Origin of the sequence: Phenylobacterium zucineum HLK1 (genome assembly GCF_000017265.1) — a bacterium.
Taxonomy (GTDB): Bacteria; Pseudomonadota; Alphaproteobacteria; order Caulobacterales; family Caulobacteraceae; genus Phenylobacterium; species Phenylobacterium zucineum.
Window position 1 is genome coordinate 235,293 of record NC_011144.1, and the last position, 26,152, is coordinate 261,444.

Annotated in this window: 31 protein-coding genes and 1 pseudogene; 11 read left to right on the forward strand and 21 right to left on the reverse strand. The window is 73.0% G+C overall.

Annotated elements, in window-relative coordinates; all coding sequences use genetic code 11:
• Positions 1-12: 12 nt before the first annotated feature.
• On the reverse strand, positions 13-1,653 hold the full coding sequence (locus PHZ_RS01300; protein ID WP_012520795.1) for a calcium-binding protein: 1,641 nt from the start codon (positions 1,651-1,653) through the stop codon (positions 13-15).
• Positions 1,654-2,106: 453 nt separating this feature from the next.
• On the opposite strand from PHZ_RS01300, the gene PHZ_RS01305 reads away from it, so the two are divergent.
• The 7 genes from PHZ_RS01305 (at position 2,107) to sugE (ending at position 8,229) form a co-directional block, all read left to right on the forward strand.
• Positions 2,107-2,661 (forward strand): F0F1 ATP synthase subunit delta, encoded by a 555-nt coding sequence (locus PHZ_RS01305; protein ID WP_012520796.1) that lies wholly within the window; start codon positions 2,107-2,109, stop codon positions 2,659-2,661.
• Between the two features lie 5 nt (positions 2,662-2,666).
• Positions 2,667-4,199: a F0F1 ATP synthase subunit alpha gene (gene atpA / locus PHZ_RS01310; RefSeq protein ID WP_012520797.1), complete on the forward strand. Its 1,533-nt coding sequence runs from the start codon at positions 2,667-2,669 to the stop codon at positions 4,197-4,199.
• Between the two features lie 32 nt (positions 4,200-4,231).
• Positions 4,232-5,104 (forward strand): F0F1 ATP synthase subunit gamma, encoded by an 873-nt coding sequence (locus PHZ_RS01315; RefSeq protein ID WP_012520798.1) that lies wholly within the window; start codon positions 4,232-4,234, stop codon positions 5,102-5,104.
• Positions 5,105-5,122: 18 nt separating this feature from the next.
• Entirely contained in the window at positions 5,123-6,658 is a 1,536-nt protein-coding gene (atpD, locus tag PHZ_RS01320) for a F0F1 ATP synthase subunit beta (RefSeq protein WP_012520799.1), read from the forward strand.
• Positions 6,659-6,664: 6 nt separating this feature from the next.
• The gene (locus PHZ_RS01325) at positions 6,665-6,928 is read left to right on the forward strand and encodes an ATP synthase F1 subunit epsilon (protein WP_012520800.1); all 264 of its coding nucleotides are present in this window, start codon (positions 6,665-6,667) and stop codon (positions 6,926-6,928) included.
• Positions 6,929-7,106: 178 nt separating this feature from the next.
• Positions 7,107-7,820 carry a hypothetical protein gene (locus PHZ_RS22945; RefSeq protein ID WP_012520801.1) on the forward strand — a complete coding sequence of 238 codons (714 nt, stop codon included), beginning with the start codon at positions 7,107-7,109 and terminating at the stop codon, positions 7,818-7,820.
• 82 nt (positions 7,821-7,902) lie between these two features.
• Positions 7,903-8,229, forward strand: coding sequence for a quaternary ammonium compound efflux SMR transporter SugE (sugE, locus tag PHZ_RS01335; protein ID WP_012520802.1), 327 nt, complete (start codon positions 7,903-7,905; stop codon positions 8,227-8,229).
• A gap of 16 nt (positions 8,230-8,245) precedes the next feature.
• Here the strand turns inward: sugE and PHZ_RS01340 are convergent, their stop codons facing one another.
• The 8 genes from PHZ_RS01340 to PHZ_RS01375 form a co-directional block, all read right to left on the reverse strand.
• Complete coding sequence (locus tag PHZ_RS01340) at positions 8,246-9,007, reverse strand: alpha/beta fold hydrolase (RefSeq protein WP_012520803.1); 762 nt, start codon at positions 9,005-9,007, stop codon at positions 8,246-8,248.
• A gap of 72 nt (positions 9,008-9,079) precedes the next feature.
• Positions 9,080-9,568, reverse strand: coding sequence for an RNA pyrophosphohydrolase (locus PHZ_RS01345; protein WP_041372954.1), 489 nt, complete (start codon positions 9,566-9,568; stop codon positions 9,080-9,082).
• Complete coding sequence (locus tag PHZ_RS01350) at positions 9,565-10,695, reverse strand: divergent polysaccharide deacetylase family protein (RefSeq protein WP_083771003.1); 1,131 nt, start codon at positions 10,693-10,695, stop codon at positions 9,565-9,567. The genes PHZ_RS01345 and PHZ_RS01350 overlap by 4 nt, the downstream gene beginning before the upstream one ends.
• Positions 10,696-10,755: 60 nt before the next feature.
• Entirely contained in the window at positions 10,756-12,150 is a 1,395-nt protein-coding gene (locus PHZ_RS01355) for a S41 family peptidase (protein WP_012520806.1), read from the reverse strand.
• A gap of 76 nt (positions 12,151-12,226) precedes the next feature.
• Positions 12,227-13,075: a murein hydrolase activator EnvC family protein gene (locus PHZ_RS01360; protein WP_012520807.1), complete on the reverse strand. Its 849-nt coding sequence runs from the start codon at positions 13,073-13,075 to the stop codon at positions 12,227-12,229.
• Entirely contained in the window at positions 13,075-13,539 is a 465-nt protein-coding gene (gene rlmH, locus PHZ_RS01365; protein ID WP_012520808.1) for a 23S rRNA (pseudouridine(1915)-N(3))-methyltransferase RlmH, read from the reverse strand. Before rlmH ends, PHZ_RS01360 begins: the two co-directional genes overlap by 1 nt.
• A gap of 22 nt (positions 13,540-13,561) precedes the next feature.
• The gene (locus PHZ_RS01370; protein ID WP_012520809.1) at positions 13,562-13,897 is read right to left on the reverse strand and encodes a cupredoxin domain-containing protein; all 336 of its coding nucleotides are present in this window, start codon (positions 13,895-13,897) and stop codon (positions 13,562-13,564) included.
• Entirely contained in the window at positions 13,894-14,418 is a 525-nt protein-coding gene (locus PHZ_RS01375; protein WP_041372956.1) for a DUF4142 domain-containing protein, read from the reverse strand. Before PHZ_RS01375 ends, PHZ_RS01370 begins: the two co-directional genes overlap by 4 nt.
• 129 nt (positions 14,419-14,547) lie before the next feature.
• On the opposite strand from PHZ_RS01375, the gene PHZ_RS01380 reads away from it, so the two are divergent.
• Positions 14,548-15,264 carry an RNA polymerase sigma factor gene (locus PHZ_RS01380; protein ID WP_012520811.1) on the forward strand — a complete coding sequence of 239 codons (717 nt, stop codon included), beginning with the start codon at positions 14,548-14,550 and terminating at the stop codon, positions 15,262-15,264.
• A gap of 1 nt (position 15,265) precedes the next feature.
• Here PHZ_RS01380 and rsfS read toward each other — a convergent pair whose 3' ends face one another.
• The 9 genes and pseudogenes from rsfS to rplU all read right to left on the reverse strand — a co-directional run.
• Positions 15,266-15,727 (reverse strand): ribosome silencing factor, encoded by a 462-nt coding sequence (gene rsfS / locus PHZ_RS01385; RefSeq protein WP_012520812.1) that lies wholly within the window; start codon positions 15,725-15,727, stop codon positions 15,266-15,268.
• A gap of 36 nt (positions 15,728-15,763) precedes the next feature.
• Positions 15,764-16,423 (reverse strand): nicotinate-nucleotide adenylyltransferase, encoded by a 660-nt coding sequence (locus tag PHZ_RS01390; RefSeq protein ID WP_012520813.1) that lies wholly within the window; start codon positions 16,421-16,423, stop codon positions 15,764-15,766.
• 9 nt (positions 16,424-16,432) lie between these two features.
• A complete protein-coding gene (locus PHZ_RS01395; RefSeq protein ID WP_012520814.1) occupies positions 16,433-17,992 on the reverse strand; it encodes an aldehyde dehydrogenase family protein in 1,560 nt (519 codons plus the stop codon).
• A 91-nt stretch (positions 17,993-18,083) separates the two neighbouring features.
• Positions 18,084-19,220 (reverse strand): glutamate 5-kinase, encoded by a 1,137-nt coding sequence (gene proB, locus PHZ_RS01400; protein WP_041373783.1) that lies wholly within the window; start codon positions 19,218-19,220, stop codon positions 18,084-18,086.
• Positions 19,208-20,248 carry a GTPase ObgE gene (gene obgE / locus PHZ_RS01405; protein WP_012520816.1) on the reverse strand — a complete coding sequence of 347 codons (1,041 nt, stop codon included), beginning with the start codon at positions 20,246-20,248 and terminating at the stop codon, positions 19,208-19,210. The genes proB and obgE overlap by 13 nt, the downstream gene beginning before the upstream one ends.
• Positions 20,245-20,814, reverse strand: a complete 570-nt coding sequence (locus PHZ_RS01410) for a biotin transporter BioY (RefSeq protein ID WP_012520817.1) — start codon at positions 20,812-20,814, stop codon at positions 20,245-20,247. Before PHZ_RS01410 ends, obgE begins: the two co-directional genes overlap by 4 nt.
• 73 nt (positions 20,815-20,887) lie before the next feature.
• Positions 20,888-21,433, reverse strand: a complete 546-nt coding sequence (locus PHZ_RS01415; protein WP_012520818.1) for a GNAT family N-acetyltransferase — start codon at positions 21,431-21,433, stop codon at positions 20,888-20,890.
• A gap of 141 nt (positions 21,434-21,574) precedes the next feature.
• Positions 21,575-21,850, reverse strand: coding sequence for a 50S ribosomal protein L27 (rpmA, locus tag PHZ_RS01420; RefSeq protein WP_012520819.1), 276 nt, complete (start codon positions 21,848-21,850; stop codon positions 21,575-21,577).
• Positions 21,851-22,067: 217 nt separating this feature from the next.
• Positions 22,068-22,538, reverse strand: a pseudogene (gene rplU, locus PHZ_RS01425) (50S ribosomal protein L21); the annotation flags it as partial.
• 279 nt (positions 22,539-22,817) lie between these two features.
• Here rplU and PHZ_RS01430 point away from each other — a divergent pair.
• Positions 22,818-23,480 (forward strand): hypothetical protein, encoded by a 663-nt coding sequence (locus PHZ_RS01430; RefSeq protein ID WP_041372958.1) that lies wholly within the window; start codon positions 22,818-22,820, stop codon positions 23,478-23,480.
• A 9-nt stretch (positions 23,481-23,489) separates the two neighbouring features.
• On the opposite strand, the gene PHZ_RS01435 is transcribed toward PHZ_RS01430, so the two are convergent.
• The 3 genes from PHZ_RS01435 to PHZ_RS01440 all read right to left on the reverse strand — a co-directional run bounded on the left by PHZ_RS01435 (position 23,490) and on the right by PHZ_RS01440 (position 24,831).
• Positions 23,490-24,116 (reverse strand): DUF2726 domain-containing protein, encoded by a 627-nt coding sequence (locus tag PHZ_RS01435; protein WP_012520821.1) that lies wholly within the window; start codon positions 24,114-24,116, stop codon positions 23,490-23,492.
• Positions 24,117-24,182: 66 nt separating this feature from the next.
• Positions 24,183-24,356: a hypothetical protein gene (locus PHZ_RS22950; protein ID WP_012520822.1), complete on the reverse strand. Its 174-nt coding sequence runs from the start codon at positions 24,354-24,356 to the stop codon at positions 24,183-24,185.
• A 52-nt stretch (positions 24,357-24,408) separates the two neighbouring features.
• Entirely contained in the window at positions 24,409-24,831 is a 423-nt protein-coding gene (locus tag PHZ_RS01440) for an MAPEG family protein (RefSeq protein ID WP_012520823.1), read from the reverse strand.
• Between the two features lie 137 nt (positions 24,832-24,968).
• Here PHZ_RS01440 and PHZ_RS01445 point away from each other — a divergent pair, with 137 nt between their 5' ends.
• Positions 24,969-25,874: an EamA family transporter gene (locus tag PHZ_RS01445; protein ID WP_012520824.1), complete on the forward strand. Its 906-nt coding sequence runs from the start codon at positions 24,969-24,971 to the stop codon at positions 25,872-25,874.
• 63 nt (positions 25,875-25,937) lie between these two features.
• On the forward strand, positions 25,938-26,138 hold the full coding sequence (locus tag PHZ_RS01450) for a hypothetical protein (RefSeq protein ID WP_041372960.1): 201 nt from the start codon (positions 25,938-25,940) through the stop codon (positions 26,136-26,138).
• Positions 26,139-26,152: the final 14 nt, after the last annotated feature.

The following is a 26,152-nucleotide window of genomic DNA, read 5'->3' on the forward strand; positions in this document are numbered from 1 at the left end:
TTTTTCTTGCGCCTACTGGAAGATCCAGGCCGAGGCGCCGAGCGCCGCGGGCGCGACGTGCTCCACCTGGAAGACGTAGTTGGCCCAGACGGGGTCGGGACCCTCGGCGTCGCGGTCGAACAGCACCTTGGTCCCGCCCGCGCCGTCCTCGATCAGCCGCAGGTGGCCGTCGGCGAACGGATCGGTCCCGGCGTAGCCGATGGCGTCCAGCATGCCGCGCAGGTCGATGACGTCGGCGCCGGGCTCGAAGTCGGCGATGCGCGCCGGGGCCCAGTTCTCGGCCTCGAACACGAACCGGTCGGCGCCCGCCCCGCCCGAAAGCACGTCCTCGCCGCGGCTGGAGACCAGGGTGTCGTTCCCCGCCCCGCCGGTCAGGGTCGAGCCGGGCCCCGGCGAGACGATCAGCTCGCCCCCGGCGGCCGGCGGTTCGGGATCGGGACCCGGATCGGGCTCGGCAGGCGCCGAGCCGCCGCCGCCCGCCAGCGCGTCCCAGGTCAGGCCGTCGGCCGAGACCCCCTGCAGGTGCAGGACGTAGTTCGGCCATTCCTGGCCGTCGGCCGCGCCGTCGCGGTCGAACAGCAGCTTCGTCCCGCCCGCGCCGTCGTCCAGGAACCAGACGAAGCCGTCCGCCACCGGATCGGCGCCGCCGTAGGCCGCCTCCAGCGCCGGGAAGTCCAGCCGGTCGGTCCCGAGGGCGAAGTCGGCGACGACGTGCGGCGCCCAGGGCTCGCTCGGCAGGACGATGACGTCGGCCCCGTCGCCGGCCGTGATGGTGTCGCCGCCGGCGCTGGCGGTCAGGGTGTCGTTCCCGGCCCCGCCGGAGAGGGTGGCGTAGGGGCCGTCGGCCGCGATCGCCTGGCCCTCGCCGCCGGTGGGCGCGGACCCCCCGCCCTCCCGGATCGTGACCTCCAGCCAGGACATCCGCTCGTCGCCGTCGCCGTCCTGGGCCCAGTAGGTGAGGCGGTCGACCGCGCCCGCGGGCGCGTCCGCGCGCGCGGCATAGCTGTAGTCGCCGGCCGCGTTCACGCTCAGGGTCCCGTAGGCCCCTTCGAACACCAGCCGGCCCGAGGCGTCGGGCGTGGCGTCCCAGGCTCCGCCGCTGGCGTCGCCGATGCGGGTGATCCCGCCGAAGCCGTCGGCCGTGAAGCTGTCGGCCGTCCCGTCCGCGACGAGGTTGCCGGACGCGGTCCCGCCAGCCGCGGCGGCGGCCGCGTCGGGCGACAGGGCCACGGCCTCGTCGTCGCGGATCTGGACCACGAGGTCGGCCTCGGCGCGGTCGCCGTCGGGATCCTCGAGGACCACCTCGTAGCCGAGGATCGTGCCGTAGCGGGTCTGCGAGCCGCCGCCGCTGTCGATGGGCCCCGTCAGGCGGTAGTTCACGCTCACCGAGCCGTTGCCGGGCTCGAAGCCGGTGACCGACAGGACGGCGAAGCCGAGGTCGACCGAGCCCGGGGTGAAGACGCCGCCGCGGATCGCCGCGTAGCCGCCGACGGTGAGGTTCTCGATTCCGTCGGGCGAACTGACCGTGAAGGTCCAGCTGCTCTGGGTGCTCGCCCCGCCGGGGTTCGTGCCCTCAGGCAGGCCCGCCTCGCTGACGAACAGGTGTCCGCCGGGCGGGACGGGAAGGTTGATGCTGGGAACGGCGCCGGCCATGGCTCAGGCCTCCCCGTGCGCGTGGACAGTGATGGGCAGGGTGAAATGCGCCCGGGCCGGCCGGCCGCGGTCGCTGAAGGGGCGATCGACGAACATCGAGGAACTCCGAGAACTGCCCGGCGGCGCGCCCCGACTGACGCGCACGCACGGGGCCGCGGGGCTCCGATCCCGCGGCGGCCAACTCCAACCTCCGGCCCCGGACCAATGTTCCTGCGGCGCAGGTTCACAGGGACGTGTGCAAGGTGACGCTGCGGCGCCCGCGCGCGCATAATCGCCGCCCTTTCGGCCCCCTCGGTTGCAGCGCAAAAGATCGCGTGCTAACTGGCGCGCGGCTGTCGGTCAGGGGTCTTCGAGGCTCTTGGCTCACTGTGCTTTTTTTCAAGCACTTTCAGGCCTTTAGGCCGCGGCGGAAGCTCCGCTGGCGGCACGTGACACGCACCGGGCGAGTTTCAAGTGGCGGATGACTCCAAGTCTTCGAATGTGGGTTCCAGGTACGCCCAGGCCCTGTTCGACCTCGCAAGCGAGCAGAAGGAGGTCCCGGCCGTGGAGGCCGACCTCAAGTCGCTGAAGGCGGCGATCGCCGACAGCCGCGACCTGCGCGTCCTGCTGGCCTCGCCGGCGTTCGGCGCGGACGACAAGCGCAAGGGCCTCTCGGCCATCGCCGACAAGGCGAAGTTCAAGCCGACGACCAAGAAGTTCCTGGGGCTGCTCGCGGCGAACGGCCGCGCCGCGGCCCTGCCCGAGGTGATCTCGGCGTTCGAGCGCCTGGCCGCCGAGGCCCGCGGCGCCGTCTCGGCCGAGGTCACGACCGCCCTGCCGCTGTCGTCGGCCCAGGCCAAGGGCCTCGCCCAGGCGCTGCGCCAGGCGCTCGGCAAGGACCCCGAAATCACGACCCGCGTCGATCCCGCCCTGCTGGGCGGCATCAAGGTGAAGGTCGGTTCCCGCCTCTTCGACGCTTCGCTCCGTTCGAAGCTCGACTCCCTGAAATTCGCCCTCAAGAGAGCGTAAAGCCCATGGATATCCGCGCCGCCGAAATCTCGGCCATCCTGAAGTCGCAGATCGCCAACTTCGGCGAGGAAGCCGACGTCTCCGACGTCGGTTCGGTGCTGTCGGTCGGCGACGGCATCGCCCGCGTCTACGGCCTCGACAACGTCCAGGCTGGCGAGATGGTGGAATTCCCCTCCGCCGGCGTGAAGGGCATGGCCCTGAACCTCGAACGCGACAACGTCGGCATCGTGATCTTCGGCGAGGACCGCGCCATCCGCGAGGGCGACGAAGTCCGCCGCCTCGGCGAGATCGTGGACGTGCCGGTGGGCAAGGGTCTGCTGGGCCGCGTCGTGAACCCGCTGGGCGAGCCGATCGACGGCAAGGGCCCGATCCAGAACGTGGCCGAACGCCGCCGCGTGGACGTGAAGGCCCCGGGCATCATCCCGCGCAAGTCGGTGCACGAGCCAGTGCAGACCGGCCTGAAGGCCATCGACACCCTGATCCCGGTCGGCCGCGGCCAGCGCGAGCTGATCATCGGCGACCGCCAGACCGGCAAGACGGCCGTGGCCGTCGACACCATCCTGAACCAGAAGCAGGTCAACGCCGGCGGCGACGAGAGCCAGAAGCTCTACTGCATCTACGTGGCCATCGGTCAGAAGCGCTCGACCGTCGCCCAGATCGTGAAGACCCTCGAGGAGCGCGGCGCCCTCGACTACACCATCGTCGTGTCGGCCACGGCCTCCGAGCCGGCCCCGCTGCAGTTCCTGGCCCCGTTCGCCGGCTGCGCCATGGGCGAGTGGTTCCGCGACAACGGCATGCACGCCGTGATCATCTATGACGACCTGTCCAAGCAGGCCGTCGCCTACCGCCAGATGTCGCTGCTGCTGCGCCGTCCGCCGGGCCGCGAAGCCTATCCGGGCGACGTCTTCTACCTGCACTCCCGCCTGCTGGAGCGCGCGGCGAAGCTGAACGAGGACAACGGCCTGGGCTCGCTGACCGCCCTGCCGATCATCGAGACGCAGGCCAACGACGTGTCGGCCTACATCCCGACCAACGTGATCTCGATCACCGACGGCCAGATCTTCCTCGAGACCGACCTGTTCTTCCAGGGCATCCGCCCGGCGGTGAACGTCGGCATCTCGGTCTCGCGCGTGGGCTCCTCGGCCCAGATCAAGGCGATGAAGACCGCCGCCGGCCCGATCAAGGGCGAGCTCGCCCAGTACCGGGAAATGGCCGCCTTCGCGAAGTTCGGCTCGGACCTCGACGTCGCCACCCAGCGCCAGCTGGCGCGCGGCGAGCGCCTGACCGAGCTCCTGAAGCAGCCGCAGTACTCGCCGCTGGCGGTGGAGGAGCAGGTCGTGTCGGTCTACGCCGGCACCCGCGGCTACCTCGACAAGATCCCGACCGCCCAGGTCGGCCGCTTCGAGTCCGAGCTGCTCAGCTACATGCACGCCAAGCACCAGGACATCCTGGACGAGATCCGCACCAAGAAGGACCTCGGCCCGGTGGAGGATCGCCTGAAGTCGGCGCTCGCCGCCTTCGCCGACTCCTTCGCCTGAAGCTGACCGGACCCGGGAGCGAGTAGCAGGCGATGGCCAGCCTCAAGGAGATGCGCAATCGGATCGGAAGCGTGAAGGCCACGCAGAAGATCACGAAGGCGATGCAGATGGTGGCGGCGGCGAAGCTGCGGAAGGCGCAGGACGCCGCGCAGAACGCGCGTCCGTACGCCCAGCGGATGGCCTCGGTCATCGCCAACCTCGCCGCCGGCGTGTCCGGCGACGGGGCGCCCAAGCTGCTGGCGGGCACCGGCTCGGACCGGCGCCACCTGGTGGTCGTGGCCACCTCGGACCGCGGCCTGGCCGGCGGCTTCAACTCGGCCATCGTCCGGGCGGCGCGCGAGCGCATCAACGCCCTGTCGGCCGAGGGCAAGGACGTCCGCGTCATCACCATCGGCCGCAAGGCCCGCGACCAGCTCCGCCGCCTGGCCGGCGAGCGCCTGGTCGCCACCTACGAGGCGGGCTCGAACCCCTCGCTGGCCGTCGCCGAGGAGGTTTCGGCCCGGATCCAGGAGATGTTCGAGGCGGGCGAGGTGGACGTGGTCCACCTGGTGTTCTCGAGCTTCAAGTCGGTGGTCACCCAGCAGCCGACCGTGCGCCAGCTGATCCCGGCCGAGGTGGCCGCCGGCCAGGCGCCGCTGGACCTGAAGGGCGCGACCTACGAGTACGAGCCCGACGAGGAGCAGATCCTGGAGACGCTGCTGCCGCGCAACGTCACCACCCAGCTGCTCTCGGCCACGCTGGAGAACCAGGCCGGGTTCTACGCCGCGCAGATGACGGCGATGGACAACGCGACCCGCAACGCCGGCGACATGATCGCCAGCCTCACCCTGCAATACAACCGTTCACGCCAGGCGCAGATCACCAAGGAGCTGATCGAGATCATCTCCGGCGCCGAAGCGCTCTAGTCACCGAAAGAGCCCGATATGTCTGAAGCTGCTGTCGCCAAGAAGCCCGCTCGCCGCGCTCCGGCCAAGAAGGCCGCCGGCTCCGCCCCGGCCGCCGCCCAAGGTGTCGCCACCGGCAAGATCGTCCAGGTCATCGGCGCCGTCGTCGACGTCGAGTTCGAAGGCCACCTGCCGGCGATCATGAACGCGCTCGAGACGAGCAACACCGACCAGCGGACGGGCCAGCCCTTCCGCCTGGTGCTCGAGGTCGCCCAGCACCTGGGCGAGAACACCGTGCGCACCATCGCCATGGACACCACCGAGGGCCTGACCCGCGGCCAGCCGGTGACCGACACCGGCGCCTCGATCAGCGTGCCGGTGGGCCCGGCGACGCTCGGCCGCATCATGAACGTCATCGGCGAGCCGATCGACGAGGCCGGCCCGATCAAGACCACGGAATACGCCCCGATCCACCGCGAGGCCCCGAGCTTCGCCGAGCAGTCGACCTCGGCCGAAGTGCTCGTCACCGGGATCAAGGTCATCGACCTGATGTGCCCCTACACCAAGGGCGGCAAGATCGGCCTGTTCGGCGGCGCCGGCGTCGGCAAGACCGTGACGATGCAGGAGCTGATCAACAACATCGCCAAGGCGTACGGCGGCTACTCGGTGCTGGCCGGCGTGGGCGAGCGGACCCGCGAGGGCAACGACCTCTACCACGAGATGATCGAGTCCAACGTGAACGTGGACCCGAAGAAGAACAACGGCTCGACCGAAGGCTCCAAGTGCGCCCTCGTGTACGGCCAGATGAACGAGCCGCCGGGCGCCCGCGCCCGCGTCGCCCTGACCGGCCTGACCCAGGCCGAGTACTTCCGCGACGTGGAAGGCAAGGACGTGCTGCTGTTCGTCGACAACATCTTCCGCTTCACCCAGGCGGGCGCCGAGGTGTCGGCGCTGCTGGGCCGCATCCCCTCGGCCGTGGGCTACCAGCCGACGCTGGCCACCGAGATGGGCAACCTGCAGGAGCGGATCACCTCGACCAACAAGGGCTCGATCACCTCGGTGCAGGCCATCTACGTGCCCGCCGACGACCTGACCGACCCGGCGCCGGCCACCTCGTTCGCCCACCTGGACGCCACGACCGTTCTGAGCCGCGACATCGCCGCCCAGGCCATCTTCCCGGCCGTGGACCCGCTGGACTCCACCTCGCGGATCATGGACCCGCTGGTGATCGGCGAGGAGCACTACCAGGTCGCCCGCCGCACCCAGGAGATCCTGCAGCAGTACAAGGCGCTGAAGGACATCATCGCCATCCTGGGCATGGACGAGCTGTCGGAAGAGGACAAGCTGACGGTCGCCCGCGCCCGTAAGATCCAGCGCTTCCTCTCGCAGCCGTTCCACGTGGCCGAGCAGTTCACCAACACGCCCGGCGCCTTCGTCGAGCTGAAGGACACCATCCGTTCGTTCAAGGCCATCTGCGACGGCGAGTACGACCACCTGCCGGAAGCCGCCTTCTACATGGTGGGCACCATCGAGGAGGCCGTCGCCAAGGCCGAGAAGCTGGCGGCGGAAGCGTAAGGTCCGATGGCCGACAAGCTCCACTTCTCGCTGGTCTCTCCCGAGCGCGAGCTGTTCTCGGGTCTCGTGGACCAGGTCGACGCGCCGGGGTCGGAAGGCGACTTCGGCGTGCTGGCCCATCACGCCCCCTTCATGACCACCCTGAAGGAAGGCCAGGTCCGCGTGTACGTCGACGGCAAGGTGACGGTCTACGAGGTGCGCGGCGGCTTCGCCGACGTCACCCCCGAAGGCCTGACGATCCTGGCCGAGCACGCGCAGGAAGCGGCCTAGGCAGGTCGCGCAAGGCCTCGAAAGCGGCGCCTTCGGGCCTTGCCTCCGGCGCCTGCCTAAGGTTTGATGCCGCCCGACCGCCGGGCGCGCCCGGACGGGGGGATGCAGCCCGTCGTCCGCCGCGCTCACCATTCGTAAGCGTGCATTCCCGAGCGCGGGGATGAAGGGGGAACCGTCCATGCGTATCGCCATCTCGAGCCTGATCCTCGCCGCCGGCCTGGCCACGGCCGCCCACGCCCAGGAGCCCGCGGCGACCGCCCAGGCGACGCCGGCCCCAGCCGCCCAGGACCCGGCGACCGCCGCCCAGCCTGCGCCCGCGACGACCCCGGCCCCCGCGGCCGAAGCGCCCGCGCCGGCCCAGTCTCCGGCCCAGTCTCCGGCCCAGTCTCCGGCCCAACCCCCGCCCCAGCTGCCGACCACCGGCGACGGCGCCGTGCTGATCTCGGTGATCCAGAACGTCTGCGTCCCGGCCGTGCGCGGCCAGAACCTCGGCGACCTGGCCAAGGCCCAGGGCTTCAAGCAGAACCGCCGGGACCAGACCTGGGCCAAGCCGCTCGGCGGCCACAAGGCCTATCAGGTCGTCCTCTATCCGCAGGGTTCGAACCAGGACGTCTGCTTCGGCGAGATCCGCTTCGCCCACGGCCAGGAAGAGCCGATCGTGTCGGCTCTGAACATCTGGTCGTTCGTGCAGCAGCCGCCGCTGGACCCGACCGCCAACTACACCCAGCCGGTGGACCCGGACGGCCTGAAGCGCGTGCGCCGCTCGTGGGAGCACGTGTCCTCGAACCAGTCGATCGGCCTGAACATCTCGACGGTGCGCAAGCCCGACGACACGCCGGTGAACAAGGCCTACGACCTGGCCACCTTCCAGTACCAGGAACGCAAGTTCTAAGAGCTGCCCGCGCGCCGGGGACGACCCCGGCGCGTCTCCTTTCCCGGGAGGACGACCTCCGTCGCAAGAAGGAGGCCAGCCCATGGCCTGGGTCATCCTGTTCGTCGCCGGCCTGTTCGAAGTCGCCTGGGCCGTGGGGCTCAAGTACACCGAGGGCTTCACCCGGATCGGCCCCACGATCTTCACCGCCGTCAGCCTGGCCGCCAGCATGGGCCTCCTCGGCATGGCGGTCCGCAGCCTGCCGCTCGGCACGGCCTACGCCATCTGGACCGGCATCGGGGCCCTGGGCACCGTCATCCTCGGCATCGTGCTGTTCAAGGAGCCGGCCACGGTCGCGCGGCTGTTCTGCGTGGGCCTGATCCTGGCCGGCATCGTCGGACTGAAGCTGGTGACCAAGGACGCGGGCTAGGGCCCGTCCCAGGCCTCTAGGCGGCGGCGCGGGCCTGCCCCTCCAGCCAGTCCAGCGCCAGGTCCGCCACCGCCTCCCAGCCCGGCTCGGCGGGCAGCCAGTGGCTCATCTGCGGCATCTCGCGGTAGGCGGCGCCGATGCGCTCGGCCGTCCGGCGCGCCGTCGCCGGCGGGTGCACCACGTCCTGGCCGCCGGCCACCACCAGGCCGGGGGCGGGGAGGGGCCCCGGTCCGACGCTGGTGGTCATGAACGGGTCCAGCCACCAGTTCAGCACCTCGCGCAGGGCCCGGGCGCTCTCGGGCCCCACCCGCGCCAGCACCTGTTCGCGGTAGGGGCGGGGAACCCGGTCCAGGCTGTGGCGGCGCATCAGGGCGCGGTCCGGGGCGACGGCGCCCGAGAAGAACGGGTCCAGCAGGTTCACGCCCACCGCCGTGATCGCCTCCTCGACGGAGGAGCCCGCCACGCCCCACGGCGGCGAGGGCGCCAGCAGCACCATCGCCCGCGGGCGCACGCGCCGCGCCGCCATCTGGCAGACGAGGCCGCCCATGGAATGGCCCACCAGGACCGGCGGCTCGTCCAGGCGCTCGCAGAACCGGACGAGGTCGGCGGCGTAGTCGGCCATCGAGGCGCCGGCGACGCCCTGCATCGCCGCATGGCCGCCGTGGCCGCGCAGGTCGGGCGCCTCGACCCGCCAGCCGCGGGCCTCGAACGGCGCACGGAAGCGCTCGAACGCCCAGCCGCCGCAGAAGGCGCCGTGCGCCATCACCACTGTCGTCATTCCGCCTCGCTCCCCCCGGAGCTCTCGTCCGGGGCGCAGTCTAGACGGAAAGGCGGGAGCGCGGGGAGGGTTTCAGCCGCCGCCGTGGCGGGCGGCCAGCGGGGCGAAGGCGCGGGCCACCTGCTCGTAGGCCTGCCGCTTGAACGGCACGACGAGGTCCGGCGCCTCGGCCAGGTATCCCCAGCGCCATTCCTCGAACTCGGGCTCGTGGTGGGCGGCGAGGTCGAACTCGGACTCCTCGCCGTCGAAGCGGAAGGCGAACCACACCTGGCGCTGGCCCTTGAAGCCGCGCCAGGCCTTGGGCCCGCCCATCCCCTCCGGGAAGTCGTAGACGATCCAGCCGTCGGTGCGGCCGAGGTAGGCGATGCTGACCGCGCCGGTCTCCTCGGCGAGCTCGCGGCGGGCGGCGGCCTCCAGCTCCTCGCCGTCGTCCACCCCGCCCTGCGGGAACTGCCAGTTGTAGGGCGGGGCCGCGCCGGCGCGGCGGCCCAACCACACGCGGCCGTCGGGATGGAAGAGCACCACGCCGACATTGGGACGGTAGCGGGATAGGTCGGTCATCTCCGGGCCATGAGCGCCGAGGCGGGGGCCAGCTGATAGCCCCTCTGCTCCACCTCGTTCGCCCAACGCGCCACGGTCTCCAGGGTCACCGGATAGGCGAAGCCCGAGCCCAGCGCCTGGCCGCGCTGCAGGGCGCCGGCCTCGAGCGCCAGGAGCTGCTGGTCGATGGCGCCGGCCGAGAGCTGGTCGTCGATCACCCGCTCGGCGGTGGCCCGGGGCACGTTCCCGCCCCGGCGCGCGGCGGTTCCGTCGTCGACGAAGGCCAGGCCCCGGGCCCGCAGCGAGGCGGCCAGGGCCTCGTAGGCGCGGTCGTCGGCGAGGAAGCGGGAGCCGAGATAATTGGTCAGGCCGAAGTAGCCGCTGGCGCGCGAGAGGATCCACTCCAGCTTCTTCGCCGTCTCGGGCGGCGAGGCGTCGGTCATCAGGGTGTAGGGGCCGGGATCGTTGTCGGGATAGTCCAGCGGCTCCAGCGGGGTCTCCAGCAGCACCTCGTGGCCGTGGGCGCGGGCCATGTCGATCCAGCCCTGCAGGCCCTCGGCGTAGACCACGAACGAGAGCGTGATCTCGGGGCGCAGGGTCTCGATGGCCTGGCGGGTGGCGCGGGCGTTGAGGCCGAGGCCGCCGACGACGAGGCCGATCTTCGGCCGGCCGTTGGAGGTGAAGGGCCGGGCGTAGACCTCGGCCGGCGTGCGCCCGTCCTGGGCGATGATCGGCAGCGGGCCGCCGGGGCCCGGGGCGAAGAAGCCGGCGATCGGCGCGGCCGGCAGGGCGCCGCCGGCCAGGGCGCGCACCGGCGGGGCGGCCGGGGCGTTCCAGCCGGTGGCCGCCAGCGGGGCCAGCGGTCGCTCGGACAGGCGCACCACGTCGGGCTGGACGACGAGCGGGCCCTGCGCGGGCCGCAAGGCCTCGCGCCAGCCGGGCGGGGCGGCGTGGAAGGCCGCGTCCAGCGGCAGGCGGGCGTGCGGGGCGCCGCCCTCGAACGGGCCCATCAGCGCGACCAGGGCCACCGCCGCCCCCGCGAACAGCGCCGCGGCCGCGGCCACGCCGGCGAGCGGGCTCTTCAGCAGGCCGGCGAGGTCCGGCGCCGGAAGCTTGAAGGCGGGAGGCTTGAACTGGGGCAGTGCGATGTTCGCCACGCGCGGGAGGCTCCTTCCGGGGGAGCCTCCCGCACCATGGTTAACGGGCCGCTACTTCTGGGTGACCGACGGCGGCGGCTTGACGGCGGCGACCTTGTCCTTGGCCACGATGCCGGCGAGCTTGGCCTGCGGCTTCGGCAGCTTGGGCGTGGCCGCCACCGAGCCGAACTTCAGCACGTCCATGGCCCGGGCGATCTGGAAGTCCTTGGCCTCGTCGAAGCTCTCGGGCGGGGCCTCGGCCGGCTCGTGGGCGCCGCGGCGGGCCTTGCCCTCGTCGGCGTTCAGCGCGTTGCGGAACGAGGCCTCCGAGAACTGGTAGGCGCGGTTGGCGATGGCCTGGGCCTCCTCGCGGGTCGAGGCGACCTCGAGGTCGGGCTCGATGCCGGTCTGCTGGATCGAGCGGCCGGACGGGGTGTAGTAGCGCGCCGTCGTGAGCTTCAGCGCCCCGTCGATGCCGCCGCGCAGCGGGATCACGGTCTGGACCGAGCCCTTGCCGAAGCTGGTCAGGCCGACGATCTCGGCGCGCTTGCGGTCCTGCAGGGCGCCGGCGACGATCTCGGCCGCCGAGGCCGAGCCGGTGTTGATGAGCACCACGATGGGCAGGCCGCCGGTGATGTCGCCCGGCCGGGCGTTGTAGCGCTCGACGTCGCGCGGGTCGCGGCCGCGCTGGCTGACGATCTCGCCGCCCTCCAGGAACAGGTCCGAGACGCCGACCGCCTGGTCGAGCAGCCCGCCCGGGTTGTTCCGCAGGTCGAGGATCAGCCCCTTCATGGCGGGGTTCTTCATGCGGAGCTGGTGGAAGGCCTCTTCCGCCTCGTCCGTGGTCTTCTCGTTGAACGCCGAGACGCGCAGCAGGCCGTAGTCGCCCTCCATCCGCGCCGTCGCCGTGCGCGGCTTGATGACCTCGCGCACCAGCTTCACGTCGAACGGGTCGGCCTTCTCGCGCGCGATGGTCAGGGTGACCGGATCGCCGGGCTTGCCGCGCATCTGCTTGACGGCCTCGTTCACCGACAGGCCCAGCACGCTCTCGCCGTTGACGGCGGTGATGTAGTCGCCGGCCTTGATCCCGGCCCGGGCGGCGGGGGTCTCGTCCATCGGCGAGATCACCTTGACCACGCCGTCCTCGCTGGTGACCTCGATGCCCAGGCCGCCGTACTCGCCGCGGGTCTGGTCGCGCATGTCGTCGAAGTCGGAGGCGTCGAGATAGCCCGAGTGCGGATCCAGGGAGGTCAGCATGCCGTCGATCGCGGCCTGGATCAGCTTGGTGTCGTCGACCTCCGTCACGTACTGGTTCTCGACGGTGTTCAGCACGTCGCCGAACAGGCCGAGCATCCGGTACGTCTTGGCCCGCGGCTGCGCCGAGGCGATCGCCTGCTGGCTCACGTAGGCCATGGATCCGGCGCCCAGGATGAACGCGGACGCGCCGATCAGGAGGTACTTTCTCATCGCCTTCCTCAGGCTCCCTAGGCGGCCAGCGCCGCTGTTCTGTGTTCAGGCCCCGGACGCCCCTCTAAAGCAGCGCTCAGCCCGCCCTTTTGTTCAACCACCGGCCCGGATCGACCGGAGAGCCCTGCTCCCGAACCTCGAGATAGAGCTCGGACGTGGATTGTCGACCTTCCGCCGCCCATCCGACAGGCTGCCCCGCCGCGACGGATTGTCCGACCTCGACCGACGTTCTTTCGAGACCAGCAAGCACGAGATGATAGCCGCCCGCCAGCCTTAAAATAAGGATGACGCCCCAGCCTTTCACCGGGCCGACGTACTGGACCACCCCGTCGCCGGGCGCCGCGACCCGGGCGCCGCGGGGCGCGGCCAGGGTCACGCCATTGGCCTGTCCGCCGCCCGCGAGCGGCTCGCCGAAGCGGCGCACGATCGGCCCGGGCGTCGGGGAGAGCAGTGTCGCCGGCGCCTTCAGCACGCCCGGCGGCAGGGTCGCGACGGGACCGCGCAGCGCCAGACCCGCCTTCGACTGCGGCTCGGGCAGGGACTCGGCCTGCAGGCTCTCGCGCTCGAACAGCGCCTCGGACTGCACGGCCGCCAGACGGCGCTGGCGCATCACCTCGCCCGCGTCCTTGGCGTAGCTGCGGGCGCGGGCCTGCAACTCGGGCGTCACCGCCTTGACCAGGATGGCGGCGCGGACGGCGTCCTTGGCGTCGTCGGGCGAGACGAGCAGCGCCGGCGGCGGGTCGCGCCGCAGCTGCTCCAGCACCGACAGCATCCGGGCCAGCCGGTGGCGGTTGCGGGCCTGTTCGGCCGAGATCTCGGTCTCGGCCAGGTTCAGCCGGGTGAGCTGGTCGGTGGTCGCGGCGAAGGCCACGGCCGAGAGCGCCGCCGCCGCAAGTCCGCCGAAGATCAGGATCCGCCCGCGCATCAGTCCCTATGATACGGCGATCCGGCCAGAATTGAGACCGCCCGATAGACCTGCTCGGCCAGCATGGCGCGGGCCAGGGCGTGGGGCCAGGTCTGGGGGCCGAACGCCAGCTTGCCGTTCGCCTGGGCGACCAGCGCCGGGTCGAGCCCGTCGGCGCCGCCGATCAGGAACACCAACCGGCGCACCCCCTGGTCCCGCAGCCGGCCGATCTCCTCGGCGAAGGCGCGGGAGGGCCGCGCCGCCCCCCGCTCGTCGCAGGCGATCACGTGGGCGTCGGAGAGGTGCGCGCGCAGCGCCTCGGCCTCGGCCGCCTTGCCCGGCTTGCGGCTCTCGACCTCCACCACCTCGACAGGGCCGAGGCCCAGCGCGCGGCCGGCGTTGGTCGCCCGCTCGACGTACAGCTTCACGAGCTCGGTCTCGGGCGAGCGCGCGAGGCGGCCGATCGCGACGATGCTGATCCTCATGGGGCGTTCATAGCCCCATTCGCTAGCCGACCGTCAGGGCCGCCGTCATCCCGGGGTGGTAGCGGCAGTAGACGGCCGCGCGGCCGGCCTTGCCGACCGGGGCGCGCTTGCGGGCGCCGGCGGGCAGGTCCACGTCGAAGCGGCCGTCGCGCGCGGTGGCGGTGTGGGGGACGGGGTCGCGGTTGACCCATTCGATGGCGTCGCCGGGACTCACGCCGGCCGGCATCGGCCCGAACGCCATCCGGCGGATGGTCACCACATGCACCTTGGCCTGGGCCGCCGCCGCGGGCGCGGCGACGGCGGCCGCCAGTCCGCCCAGCAGGCGGCGGCGCGTCGCCGGCGTCACGGCCCCCATCATGGCCGGACCGCCTTCGAGAGCTGCTCGGCGTGGCCCTGGTGCTCGCGGAACAGCGCCAGCCCGGTCTGCAGCAGGTCCTTCAGCTCGGCGTTGCGGGCGCCGGGGATCAGCGTGCCCTGAAGGGCGCCGTTGACCGTCTGGTGGAAGGCGACCTCGTTGCGGACATAGGCCTGGTCGAAGGCGGCCCCCTGCAGGGCCGACATGGCCTTCAGCTTCGCCTGGGCGTCGGCCGTCAGCGCCTGGCTGGTGGGATTGTCCTGCGGCGTCACGCCCAGCTTCTTCACGAGCGCGAGCGCCTGCCGGTTCACCGCGGCGTGGTCGCGGACCATGGTCTCGGCGAAGGCGCGGACGGCGGGGTCCTTGGACTTCTCCAGCGCCTGCCGGCCCGCGGCGATGTCGAGCTCGCCGGCGGTGTAGGCGATGTGGGCGATCTGGGCGTCGGTGGGCGCGGGCGCCTGAGCCGCGGCGCCGCCGGACGAGAGCAGCGTCGCGGCGGCGATCAGGGCGAGGGTTCTGGACATGAGGGTCTCCTTGCGGGCCGCGGAGCCCAATCGGCCCGCCGGCGCCGATTGGATGGCGCCCGGCCGGCGAGGTTCCCGGGAACCTTGCGGCCTGCGCCGCATCCGATGAGAGTGACCCAGGAGCGCGCCATGACAGCCCAACCCCATCACCTCGACATGGGGGCCCCGGACATGGCGGCCCTGAGCGAGGTCGAGCTCGTCGGCCGGGCGCGCGGCGGCGATGCGGCCGCCTTCCGGGCCATCATGCAGGCCAGCAACCAGCGGCTCTTCCGGACCGCGCGCAGCATCGTGCGCGACGAGTCCGAGGCCGAGGACGTCGTGCAGGAGGCCTATGCGAAGGCGTTCCAGCACCTCGACGGCTTCCGCGGCGAGGCCCGGATCCTGACGTGGCTGACCCGGATCGTCGTCAACGAGGCGCGCGGCCGGCTGCGCAAGCGCCGCACGATGGTGGACCTGTCCGCGATCGAGCAGGCCCAGGGCGAGGCCGGGCGGGTGGTGATGTTCCCGGGCGCGCTCGCCGCGGGCGATCCCGAGCGCGAGGCGGCCAGGGCCGAGATGCGCCGGCTGCTGGAGCGGGCGCTCGACGGCCTGCCCGAGCCCCTGCGCCTGGTGTTCATCCTGCGCGAGATCGAGGACTGCAGCGTCGCCGAGACGGCGCAGGCCCTCGGCGTGCGCGCAGAGACGGTGAAGACGCGGCTGCACCGGGCGCGCCGGCAGCTGCGCCGCACGCTGGACGCCCAGCTGGCGGCGGCGGTCACCGAGGCCTTCCCGTTCCTCGGCGCCCGCTGCGCGCGGATCACCGAGGCGGTGGTCGCCCGGCTCCGGGCGGCGGGCCTGGCGGCCTAGATCAGACCGCGGCGCGGTTCGCCGGCGGCTCGACCGACCAGATCTTCTCGAGATTGTAGAAGGCGCGCACTTCGGGCCGGAACAGGTGGACGATCACGTCGCCCGTGTCGATCAGCACCCAGTCGGCGTGGGGCAGGCCCTCGACCCGGCACTTGCCGTAGCCGGCCTCCTTCAGCGCGCGCAGCAGGTGGTCGGCCATGGCGCCGACATGGCGCTGCGACCGGCCCGACGCCACGACCAGCGCGTCGGCCACGGGGCTCTTGCCCTTGAGATCGATGAGTACGACGTCCTGGGCCTTGTCCTCGTCGAGGCGGGCCAGGATCAGGTCCTCCAGGGCGCCGATGCGACCCTGGTCGTCCGATGAGGGCTCGGCGGCGGACGCCTGTCCCTCGTGCGCCGTAGGCGCAGGTTCACGTTGCAGCGGGGTAGCTCCTTTGTGTCCTCGCTCGCCGGACCCTATCACGGGCCCGCGGCCGGGTCAGCCGCTCTCACGAACACGTCAAGAGTTTGGGCTGTGGAGGCGTTCGCGCAAGGCCGTGGACGACTGGAAGTTGAAGCGGCCGAAGAGGAAGACCCAGGCCGGCGGCTTCAGCAGGGGCAGGATCGGCGCCTCCAGGGGCGAGCGGCGGGCGTGGGCGAAACGTCGCGCCGCGGGCGAGAAGCGGCTCTTCAGCGAGATCCAGGGCCGCGAGACCACGGCCACCGGCACCTCGCGCATGATCTGGGTCCAGCCGCGCCAGCGGTGGAAGGTCGACAGGCTGTCGGCGCCCATGATCCAGACGAAGTGCACGCCCGGGAAGCGGGTCTTCAGCGAACGGATGGTGTCGATGGTGTAGGCCGAGCCCAGCCGGCTCTCCAGGTCCGAGACGATCATCCCCGGGCCGGCGGCCAGCTCGCGGGCGAGCGCCATGCGCTCGGCCAGGTCGGCCGTCTCGCGGCCGGACTTCAGCGGGTTCTGCGGCGAGACCAGCCAGACCACCCGGTCGAGGTTCAGGCGCCGCTTGGCGGTCTCGGCGACGTGGGCGTGGCCCTCGTGCGGCGGGTTGAACGAGCCGCCGAACAGCCCGACGCGCATGCCGTGCTCCAGCTCGAAGCCGAGCTTCAGCGCCCTCGGCCGGCCGGCGGCGGGCGCCCGGCGGGCCGGACCTGCGAACCACATGGCCAGGGGTCAGCTCCCGCGCGGCGGGGTCGGCGCGCCCCCGCGGTCGAGGTGCGGGTCGGCCTGGGTCACGCGCGTGCGCACGGAGAACACGCCGTCGCCGGCCAGCACGCCGCCGCGGGCGAACAGGCGCCCGTTCTCCCAGTTGGACAGGCCGAGCTCGGGCTTCTTCAGCGCGTACTGGCCGTCCACCCAGCGGGTGAAGCCGTCGCCCACGAACGGGGCGTCCACCGCGGCGAAGAAGCGGGCGTGCGCGGCGGGGTCCTCGCTGATCAGGGCGGCGACGAAGCGCGGGCTGTGAGCGTTGAAGAGGGCCGCGGCCTCGGCCAGGTCGGCGACGATCCTCAGGCTGACCTCGGGGGTCTCCTCCCACTCCCACTCGCGGCCGAGCTCGGCGTCGGCGAGCGGCTCGACCAGCGGCTCCTCGCGCGGGCCCTCGGCGCGGACGACCACGCCGCGGCCGGCGCGCCAGGCCTCGGGCAGGCGGGACAGGTCCTGCTCGGCCACGTGCAGCTTGCAGCCCCGGCGGCGCTCGCCGGCCTTCCGCAGGGCCTCGAGGAAGACGGGGACCAGCTCGTCGGCGCGGGCCTCGACGATGCAGCAGGTGTTGAGCGTGTTGCAGACCTTGCGGTCCAGCGAGTGGTAGGCGGCGGCGAAGAAGCGGTCGGCGTCGGCGGCGGCGTCGGCCACCATCCAGGCCCCGCCCGTGCCGTGAAGGCTGACGGGCGTTCCGGCCTGGCGGGCGATGGCGCCCAGCTGGGCCACCGCCGCGCCCGAGCCGCGGGCCACGGCCAGCGACAGGCGCGGGTCGGCGAACATGGCCCAGCCGGCGGCGTGGGCGGGGGAGTCCACCAGCGCGGCGCAGCCCTCGGGCAGGCCCGCCTCGGTGATCGCCGGGTCCAGCGCCTCGGCCACGATGGCGCGAGCGGTGCCGAGCGCGTCCGAGCCGATGCGGAAGACCACGGTGTTGCCCGCCCGGATCACGCCGGTGGCGTCGGCGAAGACGTTCGGCCGGCCCTCGAAGACGAAGCCCACCACGCCCAGGGGCGCGACCACCTGCTCGACGGTCCAGCCGGGGTGCTCGACGCGCTCCAGCACCCGGCCGCGGGCGGCCTCGGCGCCGGCCCAGGCGCGCAGGCCCTCGATCATGTCCCGGCGCATGGCGTCCGAGACGGCCAGCCTGGTGGTGGAGCGGCCGCGGGCCCGGGCCTGCTCGACGTCGCGGGCGTTGGCCCCGGCGATCGCGGCCCAGACGGCGTCGTCGGCGAGACGGGCGGCGAAGGCCTCGAAGAAGGCGGTGACGGCGGCGTCCGGGACCTCGCCCATGCGCGCGAAGGCGGCGGCGGCCCGGCCCACGGCGCCCGCGGCCGTGGCCTGCTCGGCGGCGGGCACGTGCAGCAGGTCGCCGCTGTCCTGCACGACCAGCAGCCGGTCGCCGGCCCTGAACGCGGCGGCGAGCTGCGGGCTCACATGCGCGACGCGGTCGCCGCCGAACGGGATCGCCTGGCCGGGAGTGAGGGACTCCAGCCGGCCCGCCGTCCGCCTCGATGTTCCGCCGTCGTCCACCATGGGCCCCATTTGCTCAAGGTGAGCACTTCCTAGGCGTCTTTCCCGGGGTCAGCAAATGGCCTTCCGCCGGGCGTCGTAGATGACGCGGCGCTCAGGCCTCGGCGTGGGCCGCCAGCGCCAGGTCGTCGGCGTGGACCAGGGGGCCGGAGGTGTAGCCCAGGACGCCCTCGATCGCCTCGCTCTTCAGCCCGCAGATCCGCTCGGCGTCGGCGGCCTCGTAGCGGACCAGCCCGCGGGCGATCTCGCGGCCGGCCTCGTCGCGGACGAGCACCGCATCGCCCTTGTCGAAGCGGCCCTCCACCCGGCGCACGCCGGCGGCCAGCAGGCTCTTGCCCCGGCGCACCGCCTGGGCCGCGCCGTCGTCCACCACCAGCGCGCCGGCCGGGGCCAGGGAGCCGGCGATCCAGGCCTTGTAGGCGGCGGCCGGCGTGGTGGCGGGCTCGACGACCGTGGCGCGCTCGCCGCCCTCGACGGCGGCCAGGGGGCGCGTCCGGCTCCCCAGGGTGATCACGGTGGCGCAGCCGCCGGCCGCGGCGATCCGCGCCGCCGCGATCTTGGTGGCCATGCCGCCGGTGCCGACCCCGCCCTCGGCGTTCGCCCCGCCGGCCATCGCCTCGACCTCGGGCGTCAGGCGCGGCACGCGCGGGATGTGGCGCGCGGCCGGGTCCTTGCGCGGATCGGCGGTGTAGAGGCCGTCAACGTCGGACAGCAGCACGAGGACGTCGGCGCCGACCAGCTGGGCCACGCGGGCGGCCAGGCGGTCGTTGTCGCCGTAGCGGATCTCCTCGGTGACGACGGTGTCGTTCTCGTTGATCACCGGCACGACGCCGAGGCCGAGCAGGGTCTCGACGGTGGCCCGGGCGTTCAGCCAGCGGCGGCGCACCTCGGTGTCGTCGCGGGTCAGCAGCACCTGGGCGCAGGCCGCGCCGTGCGGCTCGAAGGCCTCCTCCCAGGCGCGCATCAGGGCCGACTGCCCCGCGGCCGCGGCGGCCTGCTTCTCGGGCAGGGTCAGGGCGCGCCGGGCGAGGCCCAGGCGGCGGCGGCCCAGGGCCACGGCGCCCGAGCTGACCACCAGCACCTGCTGGCCGCGGGCGCGCATCCGGGCGGCGTCGGCGGCGAAGTCGGCGAGCCAGTCCGCGTGCGGGGCGCCGTCCGGCCCCACCAGCAGGGCCGAGCCCACCTTGACGACGACGCGCCGGGCCTGCCCGAGGCCGCTCACGGCGTCCAGCCCTCGGAGGGCCCCGCCGCCTCTTCGGCCGCCGCGCGCTTGCGCTCGCGCACCAGGGCGAAGGCCTCGCGCAGCAGCTCGGTGACGTTCTCGCCGGTGAAGCCCGAGACGAGGCGCACGTCCATCCCCGCGGCCTCCGCCAGCTGCGCCTGCTTCTCGGCGCGGGTCTCCTCGTCCAGGGCGTCGATCTTGTTCAGCGCCAGGATCTCGGGCTTGTCGGCCAGGTCCGCGCCATAGGCCTCCAGCTCGTGGCGGACCGTCCTCCACGCGCCGACGATGTCCTCCTGCGTGCCGTCCACCAGGTGGATCAGCACGGCGGTGCGCTCGATGTGGCCCAGGAAGCGGGTGCCGATGCCGGCCCCCTCGTGGGCGCCCTCGATGAGGCCAGGGATGTCGGCCAGGACGAAGCGTTCGCCCACGGACAGGTCCACAACGCCGAGGTTGGGGGCCAGGGTGGTGAAGGGATAGTCGGCGATCTTCGGCTTGGCGGCGCTGGCGGCGGCCAGGAAGGTCGACTTGCCGGCGTTCGGCAGGCCGACCAGGCCCACGTCGGCGATCAGCTTCAGGCGCAGCCAGATGGCGCGCTCCTCGCCGGGCAGGCCGGGGTTGGCGTGGCGCGGGGCCTGGTTCACCGGGCCCTTGAAGTGGGTGTTGCCGAAGCCGCCGTTGCCGCCCTTGGCCAGCAGGTAGCGCTTGCCCGCCTCGTCCATGTCGACGATCAGGTTCTTGTCCTCGTCCAGCACCTCGGTGCCCACGGGGACCTTCAGCACCACGTCCTCGCCCGCCGCGCCGTGGCGGTTGCGGCCCATGCCGTGGACGCCGGTGCCGGCCTTGAAGTGCTGCTGGTAGCGGTAGTCGATCAGGGTGTTGAGGCCCTCGACCGCCTCGATCCACACGTCGCCGCCGCGGCCGCCGTCGCCGCCGTCGGGGCCGCCGTACTCGATGTACTTCTCGCGCCGGAACGAGACGGCGCCGGCGCCGCCGTTGCCCGAGCGGACGTAGATCTTCACCTGGTCGAGGAACTTCATGCGTCAGCCCTTAGCGCGGCGTGGCGGGCGAGGGCCAGCGCCACGAGGCGGACGAGGCCCGCCGCGGCGAGCGACTTGAGGGCCGCGCCCGGCAGGAAGGGCAGGACGCCGGCGACGAACGCCTCGCGCGGGGGCAGCCGCTCGAGGAGCCCGAGCCAGCCCACCGCCAGCACCACGGCGTGGCCCACGAGGAAGATGGCGAAGAGGCCGGCGACGTCCTGCCGCCGGGCCGCGGCGTGGCCCGCCAGGGCGCCGGCCACGGCCATGCCGAAGAGGTAGCCCTGGGCCGGCCCGAACAGCGCCGCGGCCCCGCCCTCGCCGTCGGCCAGCACCGGCGCGCCCAGCGCGGCGGCGGTCAGCCAGATCAGCACGGCCCGGAGCGTCAGCGAGCCGCCGAGGACCGCCGCCAGCACGAAGAGGGCGAGGGTCTGCAGGGTCAGCGGGACCGGCTGCATCGGGATCGCGGCCTGCGAGGCGAGCGCCATCACGCCCGCCCCGCCGGCCACGGCGGCGAGCCGGGCCCAGAACGGGGCGGTCGTCAGGCGAAGGGGAAGGGCGGCGGTCATGGGCCTGCAGCGGATAGCACGGAAGCTGATCTCTCCTCTCCCCTCGCGAAACGGGCGGGAGAGGAGGACGCCGTCACGCCAGCCAGACCATCTTGCGGCTCGGGACCTTCTCGCCGCGGGCCAGGCAGTCCTGCAGCTCGACGTCGCCGGTGTAGAGGAAGCCCGCCTTCACCAGCACCTGGGCCGAGGCCCGGTTGTCGGCGAAGTGGCCGGCCCAGACGACCGCCTTGCCCCAGTCCCGCCGGGCCCAGTCGAGCGCCGCCGTGGCCGCCTCGGTGGCGTAGCCGCGGCCCCAGAAGGGACGGCCCAGCCAGTAGCCGAGTTCGGGCCGGCGCGGCTGGTGCTGCCGAAAGCCCAGCATGCCGATCACGCCGAACTGGCGGTGCTCGATGGCGAACACGGCGTCGGTGCGCGGGTCGAGGGCCTCGCACCGGGCGAGGAACGCCTCGGCGTCGGCCAGGCCGTAGGGGTGGGGCATGCGCGCGATCATCCCGGCCACGCCGATGTCGTTGGCGAGTTCGGCGATCGCCGTGGCGTCGGCCTTCACCGGACGCCGCAGGATCAGGCGGCCCCTCCCGTCGGCCGTGCCGATCGCGGGCGCCACTTCCAAAGCGCACATGTCTCTAACCCTCCCGGCCCCTTCGTCGCGAGGAGCCAAAACGAAAGCGGGGAGCCCGGCTGACCGGACTCCCCGCTAGGATCGTCTTCTCCGGTCCGCCTTTAAGTGGAGAGGGCGGAACCGGATGGAAGGAGGTTCCGCCTATTCGGCAGCCATCACCTCGTTCGCCGGCACCACCGTCGCGTAGGTGCGGTTGTCGCGCTTGGTGACGAATTTCACCGCGCCGGTCGCGAGCGCGAAGAGGGTGTGGTCCTTGCCCATGCCCACGTTCTCGCCCGGCCAGAACTTGGTGCCGCGCTGACGCACGATGATGCCGCCGGCGTTGATGGCTTCGCCGCCGAACTTCTTCACGCCGAGACGGCGGCCCGCGGAATCGCGCCCGTTGCGCGAGGAGCCGCCGGATTTCTTGTGAGCCATAGCTCGCTCCTGTTCTCTCTAGAGGCCCGGCCGATTACTCGGCGGCGCCTTCGTCCTTCTTGGCGGCCTTCTTGGCGGCCGGCTTCTTTTCGGCGGCGGCTTCAGCCTTGGGGGCGGCGGCCTTCTTCGGCGCGGCCTTCTTGGCTTCGGCTTCCACCGGGGCGTTGGTCTCGGCCGACGCCATGGCTTCCTTCACCGCCGGATCCTCGACGACTTCCTTGGCGCTCTTGGCCTTGGGCGCGGCCTTGGCCTTCGGCGCCGGGGCGGCTTCGGCCTTGGCGCCAACGGGGGCCTGGAACGTCAGGCCGCGGGCGCGGGCGTCGAGCTCGGCCTTGGTGGTCAGGTCCACCTTGCCGTCCCACTTGGCTTCCTTGCCGTTGGCGGCGATGGCGGTGACGCGCAGGACGCTCTCGAGCTGGCGGTGGCCGCGGGTGCGGCGGTAGCCCTGGCGGCGGATCTTCTTGAAGATCTTCACCTTGTCGCCCTTGCGGGTCTCGATCAGGGTGGCCGCGACCGAAGCGCCGGCCACGGTGGGCGCGCCCACGGTGACAGCATCGCCGTCGCCCAGCATCAGAACTTCGCCGAACGCGACGTTCGCGCCAGGTTCGCCTTCGAGCTTTTCGACCACCAGCAGGTCGCCGGGCTGGACCCGGTACTGCTTGCCGCCGGTCTTGATCACCGCGTACATCGTCTCGCGCCTTTGTATTTCTTCTTGATTGAAAGCGTGTTTGCGCCCCCGAGCGGGCTCGGGAGCGAGGAGGCGCGGTTATACAGAGAGGCCGTGGAGAGTCAACGGCGCGGATGGCGCCCGCGCGCACGGAACGAGAACCTGTTTCACCTGGAGTCCTCCCGCGCGGCCGAAGCCTCCAGCCCCGCTTGACCCGCCGGACAGGCGAGGCCGCATGGCCTCATGGCGGGACGGCGAGCGGGATGGGGACGGCGCGCCGGCGCAGGGGCTGTCTGCGCGGTGCTGACGGCCTGTTCGCCGCCGCCGGCGGAGATGCCGGCGACGAGCCAGTCGCCCTCGATCTTCGAGCTTTCGCCGCCGGTCGTGCTGGACGCCGCGCCGCCGGCCGGCCTTGCGGGCCTGCGCGGCTACGGCGGGCGGGGCCGGGCCGAGTCCTGGCGCCTGCCGCGCGAGCGGATCCTCGTCGCCGGCCATGTGCTGCGGGCGATCCACATCGGCTCGTCCGACGACTTCGCCCGCTGGGAGCGGGGCGCCGGCGCGGTTCCGATCGTCCTGTGGTTCGACCGGGTCGGGCGCGGGCGGCCGGTGACCACGCCCGAGGACACGCTGCGGGTTCCTGACCTGACGGTCACGCCGTTCGCCGCCGCCTGGCGCCCCGAGCGGGGATTCGGGCGGGGGTTCGGGCCGGGCGCCTCCACCCTGGCGCTCGTCGCGCACCATCCGGACCTGGGCGAGCTGCGGCTGCAGCTGCGCGAGGTGCGGGCCCCGCCGGGCGGGCGGCGGGTCGGCGACTTCCCGCCGGGCGGCGTGGCGGTGATCGCCCTGAGCGGGGTGCTGCGCGCCGAGGGGCGCGAGCGGCGGGTGACCTTCGGCTATCTGGACTGGTGGCCGTGCCCGGGCGGGGCGAGTCTGCAGCTGGACCTGGCCTGCGCAAGGCCGTGACGCCGGCGCTCAGCGGCGGGCGGCGACCGTCCCGGCGAGGCGGGCGATCTCGCGGGCGACGTCCTGCGGCCCGTGGTCGTCGGTGAGCTCGACGAAGGCGACGCCCGCCTTGCGTAGGGCTTCCTTCTTGACCGCGTCGCGGGCGGCGGCGGTGCGGCCCAGGTGGTGGCCCGAGCCCTGGTGCTCGAGGGCGGCGATCGGGCGGCCGTCGCGTGCGACGATCAGCACGTCCACCCGCTTGGCGTTGATCGCCCGGAACGCGGCCTCGTCCGAGGCGGAGAGGATCTCCCCCAGGCTGACCTGGGCCATGACCCGCCAGCCGAGGCCCTGGTCGCGCACGGCGCGCTCGGCCGCGGCGAACACCTTCCACTCGCCCCGGTTCAGCAGGCGCTGGGTCTTGAACTCGGCCCCCATGACGAGGCGCAGCTGGTCGGCGGCGTCGAGCGGCGGGCCGAGCGGGCGCCCGTCGCGGCGGAACGGCGCCACGCGCCCGGCCGGCGAACCGGCGGGCGGCCGCCGGCGGCTCCAGGGCCTGCGGCGGCCGGTCTCCGCCTGGGTGAGGCCGAGGACGAGGCCGATCAGTCCCGCGCCCGAGACGGCGGTCAGGGTGACGAGGTCGGAGAGGTCGACGATCATAACGCGCGCTCCACAATCAGGGCGATTGTGGGCTGGGCGTCGCCACCTGGACGTTAAGCGACGTGGTTAGCGCTTCATCCAGGGCTTGGACTTGGAGGACGAGGCGTGCGCGGCGGCGCGCTCGCCCGGCAGGCTGCCCGCGCCGGGCGGCCGGGCCTTGGCGTCCTGGGCGGCCTTCTTCAGGCGCAGGGCCTTCTGCATCGGGGTCTCGGCCTTGGGGCCGTCGGCGGGATCGGTCATCCCGCCGACCTAGCACGCGCAGGCCAGCGGCGCGCCCCCTGGATCACCCTGCCTAGAACACCACCATGGCGGTGCGCACCGCCAGGACCGCCAGAACGATCGAGGCGATCATGAAGATGGCGAAGCGCAGCATGATGATGTTGGCGGTGGCCTGCACCAGGCTGTGGACCACCCGCAGGCCGACGTAGCCCCAGGCGAGGCCGACGTTGATCGGATCGCCGCCCACGCCCGCCACGGCCGCGGCCAGGGCGGCGGCGTAGAAGATCGTCGGCTGCTCCATCAGGTGGTTGTAGTTGTCGGCCTTCCACCGGACGTTCGGCGGCAGGCGGGACGCCAGGTCCGCGGCGGTGAGGCTGGGGTCGAGGGCGATCTTGGCCCTCTGCATGGCCGGGATGCGGGTGGCGTAGAGCCACAGCCACATGACCAGCGACCACAGCACCAGCGCGATTACGGGCCCAAGGATTGGGGACGCCATGAGGTTTCCTCCGACTCGTTGTTCTTGGACGGAGCATCGCCCGCAAGCTTGGCCGTGGCCAGTGTGTGGCGGGCCGGCCCTTTCGCGGCGCGCCGGGCGGTCCTACTCAGGACGTCTGGCAAGGGGGAGGGGGCGCCATGGCGCGAAACGCGGCCTGGCCCATGGGCGTCGTGGCGCCGCTGCTGGCGGTGACCGCCGCCATGGCCGCCTTCCAGGTCGGCGCGGCCTTCGCCAAGCAGCTCTTTCCAGCGGTGGGACCGCAAGGGGCGGCGGCCCTCCGCATCGTCCTGGGCGCGCTGATGCTGCTTGCCGTGGGGCGGCCCTGGCGCGCCTGGCCGGGCCGCGGGTCCATCGTCCCGCTGATCGGGCTCGGGATCTCGGTCGCCGGCGTCATCCTGTTCTTCTACCTGGCCATCGACCGCCTGCCCCTCGGCGTGGCCATCGCGCTGCAGTTCCTGGGGCCGCTGAGCGTGGCGGTGTTCGGGTCGCGCCGGGCCAGCGACCTGGTCTGGGCCGCCACGGCCGCGGCCGGCGTCTGGCTGCTGGTGGGCGTGGGCCGGCAGACCGGCGCCCTGGACCTGCTGGGGATCGGCTGGGCGCTGGCGGCGGCCGCCTGCTGGGCGGGTTACATCCTGGTGGGGCGGCGGGTGAGCCAGGGCTACGGGGTGGCGGTGGCGAGTCTTTCGATCGGCGTTGCGGCGCTGGTCGTTCTGCCGGTGGGGCTGGCGCACGCCGGCCCGGCGCTGTTCGCGCCGGCGATCCTGCCGTTGGCGCTGCTGGTGGCGTTGATGTCGACGGCCGTGCCCTTCGCCCTGGAGTTCTTCGCCATGCCGCGGATGCCGGCGCGCACCTTCGCCGTGTTCACCAGCCTGGAGCCGGCGTTCGGGGTGCTGTCGGGCCTGTTCCTGCTGCACGAGCGTCTCAGCCCGGCGCAGGTGGGCGGCGTCGCCATGGTCGTGGCGGCGGCGGCGGCGGCGGCCTGGTCCAGCGCCGCGGGCGCCCCGGCGGCCCATCCGGACCTCGCCGACGCCGCCCCCAACTGAGCGGGCGGCGTCGGCGAGGGCGCGCGGGGGAACCCGCCGGCGGCCAAGCTCGTTCGGCACGGCATGACCAGGGCTGAACTCTATCTCCAGGAAGCCGCCGAGGCCGAGGCCGCGGCGGCCGCGGTGCGCTCGCACACCAACCGCCTGCGCTATCTCGACCTCGCCGAAGGCTACCGCGCGCTCGCCGAGCGCGTGCGGACGCTGGAGGAGCCGCGGAGCTGGCAGGGCGCGGCCGGCCGGGGGCAGGCGCAAGCCCAGGCCTAGAGCCCAGGCCTAAA

Excerpts from the sequence above, each read along its gene's own strand:
- PHZ_RS01300 (WP_012520795.1), bottom strand. The coding sequence starts at position 1,653 with ATGGCCGGCGCCGTTCCCAGCATCAACCTTCCCGTCCCGCCCGGCGGA.
- atpA (WP_012520797.1), top strand. The coding sequence starts at position 2,667 with ATGGATATCCGCGCCGCCGAAATCTCGGCCATCCTGAAGTCGCAGATC.
- PHZ_RS01315 (WP_012520798.1), top strand. The coding sequence starts at position 4,232 with ATGGCCAGCCTCAAGGAGATGCGCAATCGGATCGGAAGCGTGAAGGCC.
- atpD (WP_012520799.1), top strand. The coding sequence starts at position 5,123 with ATGTCTGAAGCTGCTGTCGCCAAGAAGCCCGCTCGCCGCGCTCCGGCC.
- PHZ_RS01325 (WP_012520800.1), top strand. The coding sequence starts at position 6,665 with ATGGCCGACAAGCTCCACTTCTCGCTGGTCTCTCCCGAGCGCGAGCTG.
- PHZ_RS22945 (WP_012520801.1), top strand. The coding sequence starts at position 7,107 with ATGCGTATCGCCATCTCGAGCCTGATCCTCGCCGCCGGCCTGGCCACG.
- sugE (WP_012520802.1), top strand. The coding sequence starts at position 7,903 with ATGGCCTGGGTCATCCTGTTCGTCGCCGGCCTGTTCGAAGTCGCCTGG.
- PHZ_RS01340 (WP_012520803.1), bottom strand. The coding sequence starts at position 9,007 with ATGACGACAGTGGTGATGGCGCACGGCGCCTTCTGCGGCGGCTGGGCG.
- PHZ_RS01345 (WP_041372954.1), bottom strand. The coding sequence starts at position 9,568 with ATGACCGACCTATCCCGCTACCGTCCCAATGTCGGCGTGGTGCTCTTC.
- PHZ_RS01355 (WP_012520806.1), bottom strand. The coding sequence starts at position 12,150 with ATGAGAAAGTACCTCCTGATCGGCGCGTCCGCGTTCATCCTGGGCGCC.
- PHZ_RS01360 (WP_012520807.1), bottom strand. The coding sequence starts at position 13,075 with ATGCGCGGGCGGATCCTGATCTTCGGCGGACTTGCGGCGGCGGCGCTC.
- rlmH (WP_012520808.1), bottom strand. The coding sequence starts at position 13,539 with ATGAGGATCAGCATCGTCGCGATCGGCCGCCTCGCGCGCTCGCCCGAG.
- PHZ_RS01370 (WP_012520809.1), bottom strand. The coding sequence starts at position 13,897 with ATGATGGGGGCCGTGACGCCGGCGACGCGCCGCCGCCTGCTGGGCGGA.
- PHZ_RS01375 (WP_041372956.1), bottom strand. The coding sequence starts at position 14,418 with ATGTCCAGAACCCTCGCCCTGATCGCCGCCGCGACGCTGCTCTCGTCC.
- PHZ_RS01380 (WP_012520811.1), top strand. The coding sequence starts at position 14,548 with ATGACAGCCCAACCCCATCACCTCGACATGGGGGCCCCGGACATGGCG.
- PHZ_RS01390 (WP_012520813.1), bottom strand. The coding sequence starts at position 16,423 with ATGTGGTTCGCAGGTCCGGCCCGCCGGGCGCCCGCCGCCGGCCGGCCG.
- PHZ_RS01395 (WP_012520814.1), bottom strand. The coding sequence starts at position 17,992 with ATGGTGGACGACGGCGGAACATCGAGGCGGACGGCGGGCCGGCTGGAG.
- obgE (WP_012520816.1), bottom strand. The coding sequence starts at position 20,248 with ATGAAGTTCCTCGACCAGGTGAAGATCTACGTCCGCTCGGGCAACGGC.
- PHZ_RS01410 (WP_012520817.1), bottom strand. The coding sequence starts at position 20,814 with ATGACCGCCGCCCTTCCCCTTCGCCTGACGACCGCCCCGTTCTGGGCC.
- PHZ_RS01415 (WP_012520818.1), bottom strand. The coding sequence starts at position 21,433 with ATGTGCGCTTTGGAAGTGGCGCCCGCGATCGGCACGGCCGACGGGAGG.
- rpmA (WP_012520819.1), bottom strand. The coding sequence starts at position 21,850 with ATGGCTCACAAGAAATCCGGCGGCTCCTCGCGCAACGGGCGCGATTCC.
- PHZ_RS01435 (WP_012520821.1), bottom strand. The coding sequence starts at position 24,116 with ATGATCGTCGACCTCTCCGACCTCGTCACCCTGACCGCCGTCTCGGGC.
- PHZ_RS22950 (WP_012520822.1), bottom strand. The coding sequence starts at position 24,356 with ATGACCGATCCCGCCGACGGCCCCAAGGCCGAGACCCCGATGCAGAAG.
- PHZ_RS01440 (WP_012520823.1), bottom strand. The coding sequence starts at position 24,831 with ATGGCGTCCCCAATCCTTGGGCCCGTAATCGCGCTGGTGCTGTGGTCG.
- PHZ_RS01445 (WP_012520824.1), top strand. The coding sequence starts at position 24,969 with ATGGCGCGAAACGCGGCCTGGCCCATGGGCGTCGTGGCGCCGCTGCTG.
- PHZ_RS01450 (WP_041372960.1), top strand. The coding sequence starts at position 25,938 with ATGACCAGGGCTGAACTCTATCTCCAGGAAGCCGCCGAGGCCGAGGCC.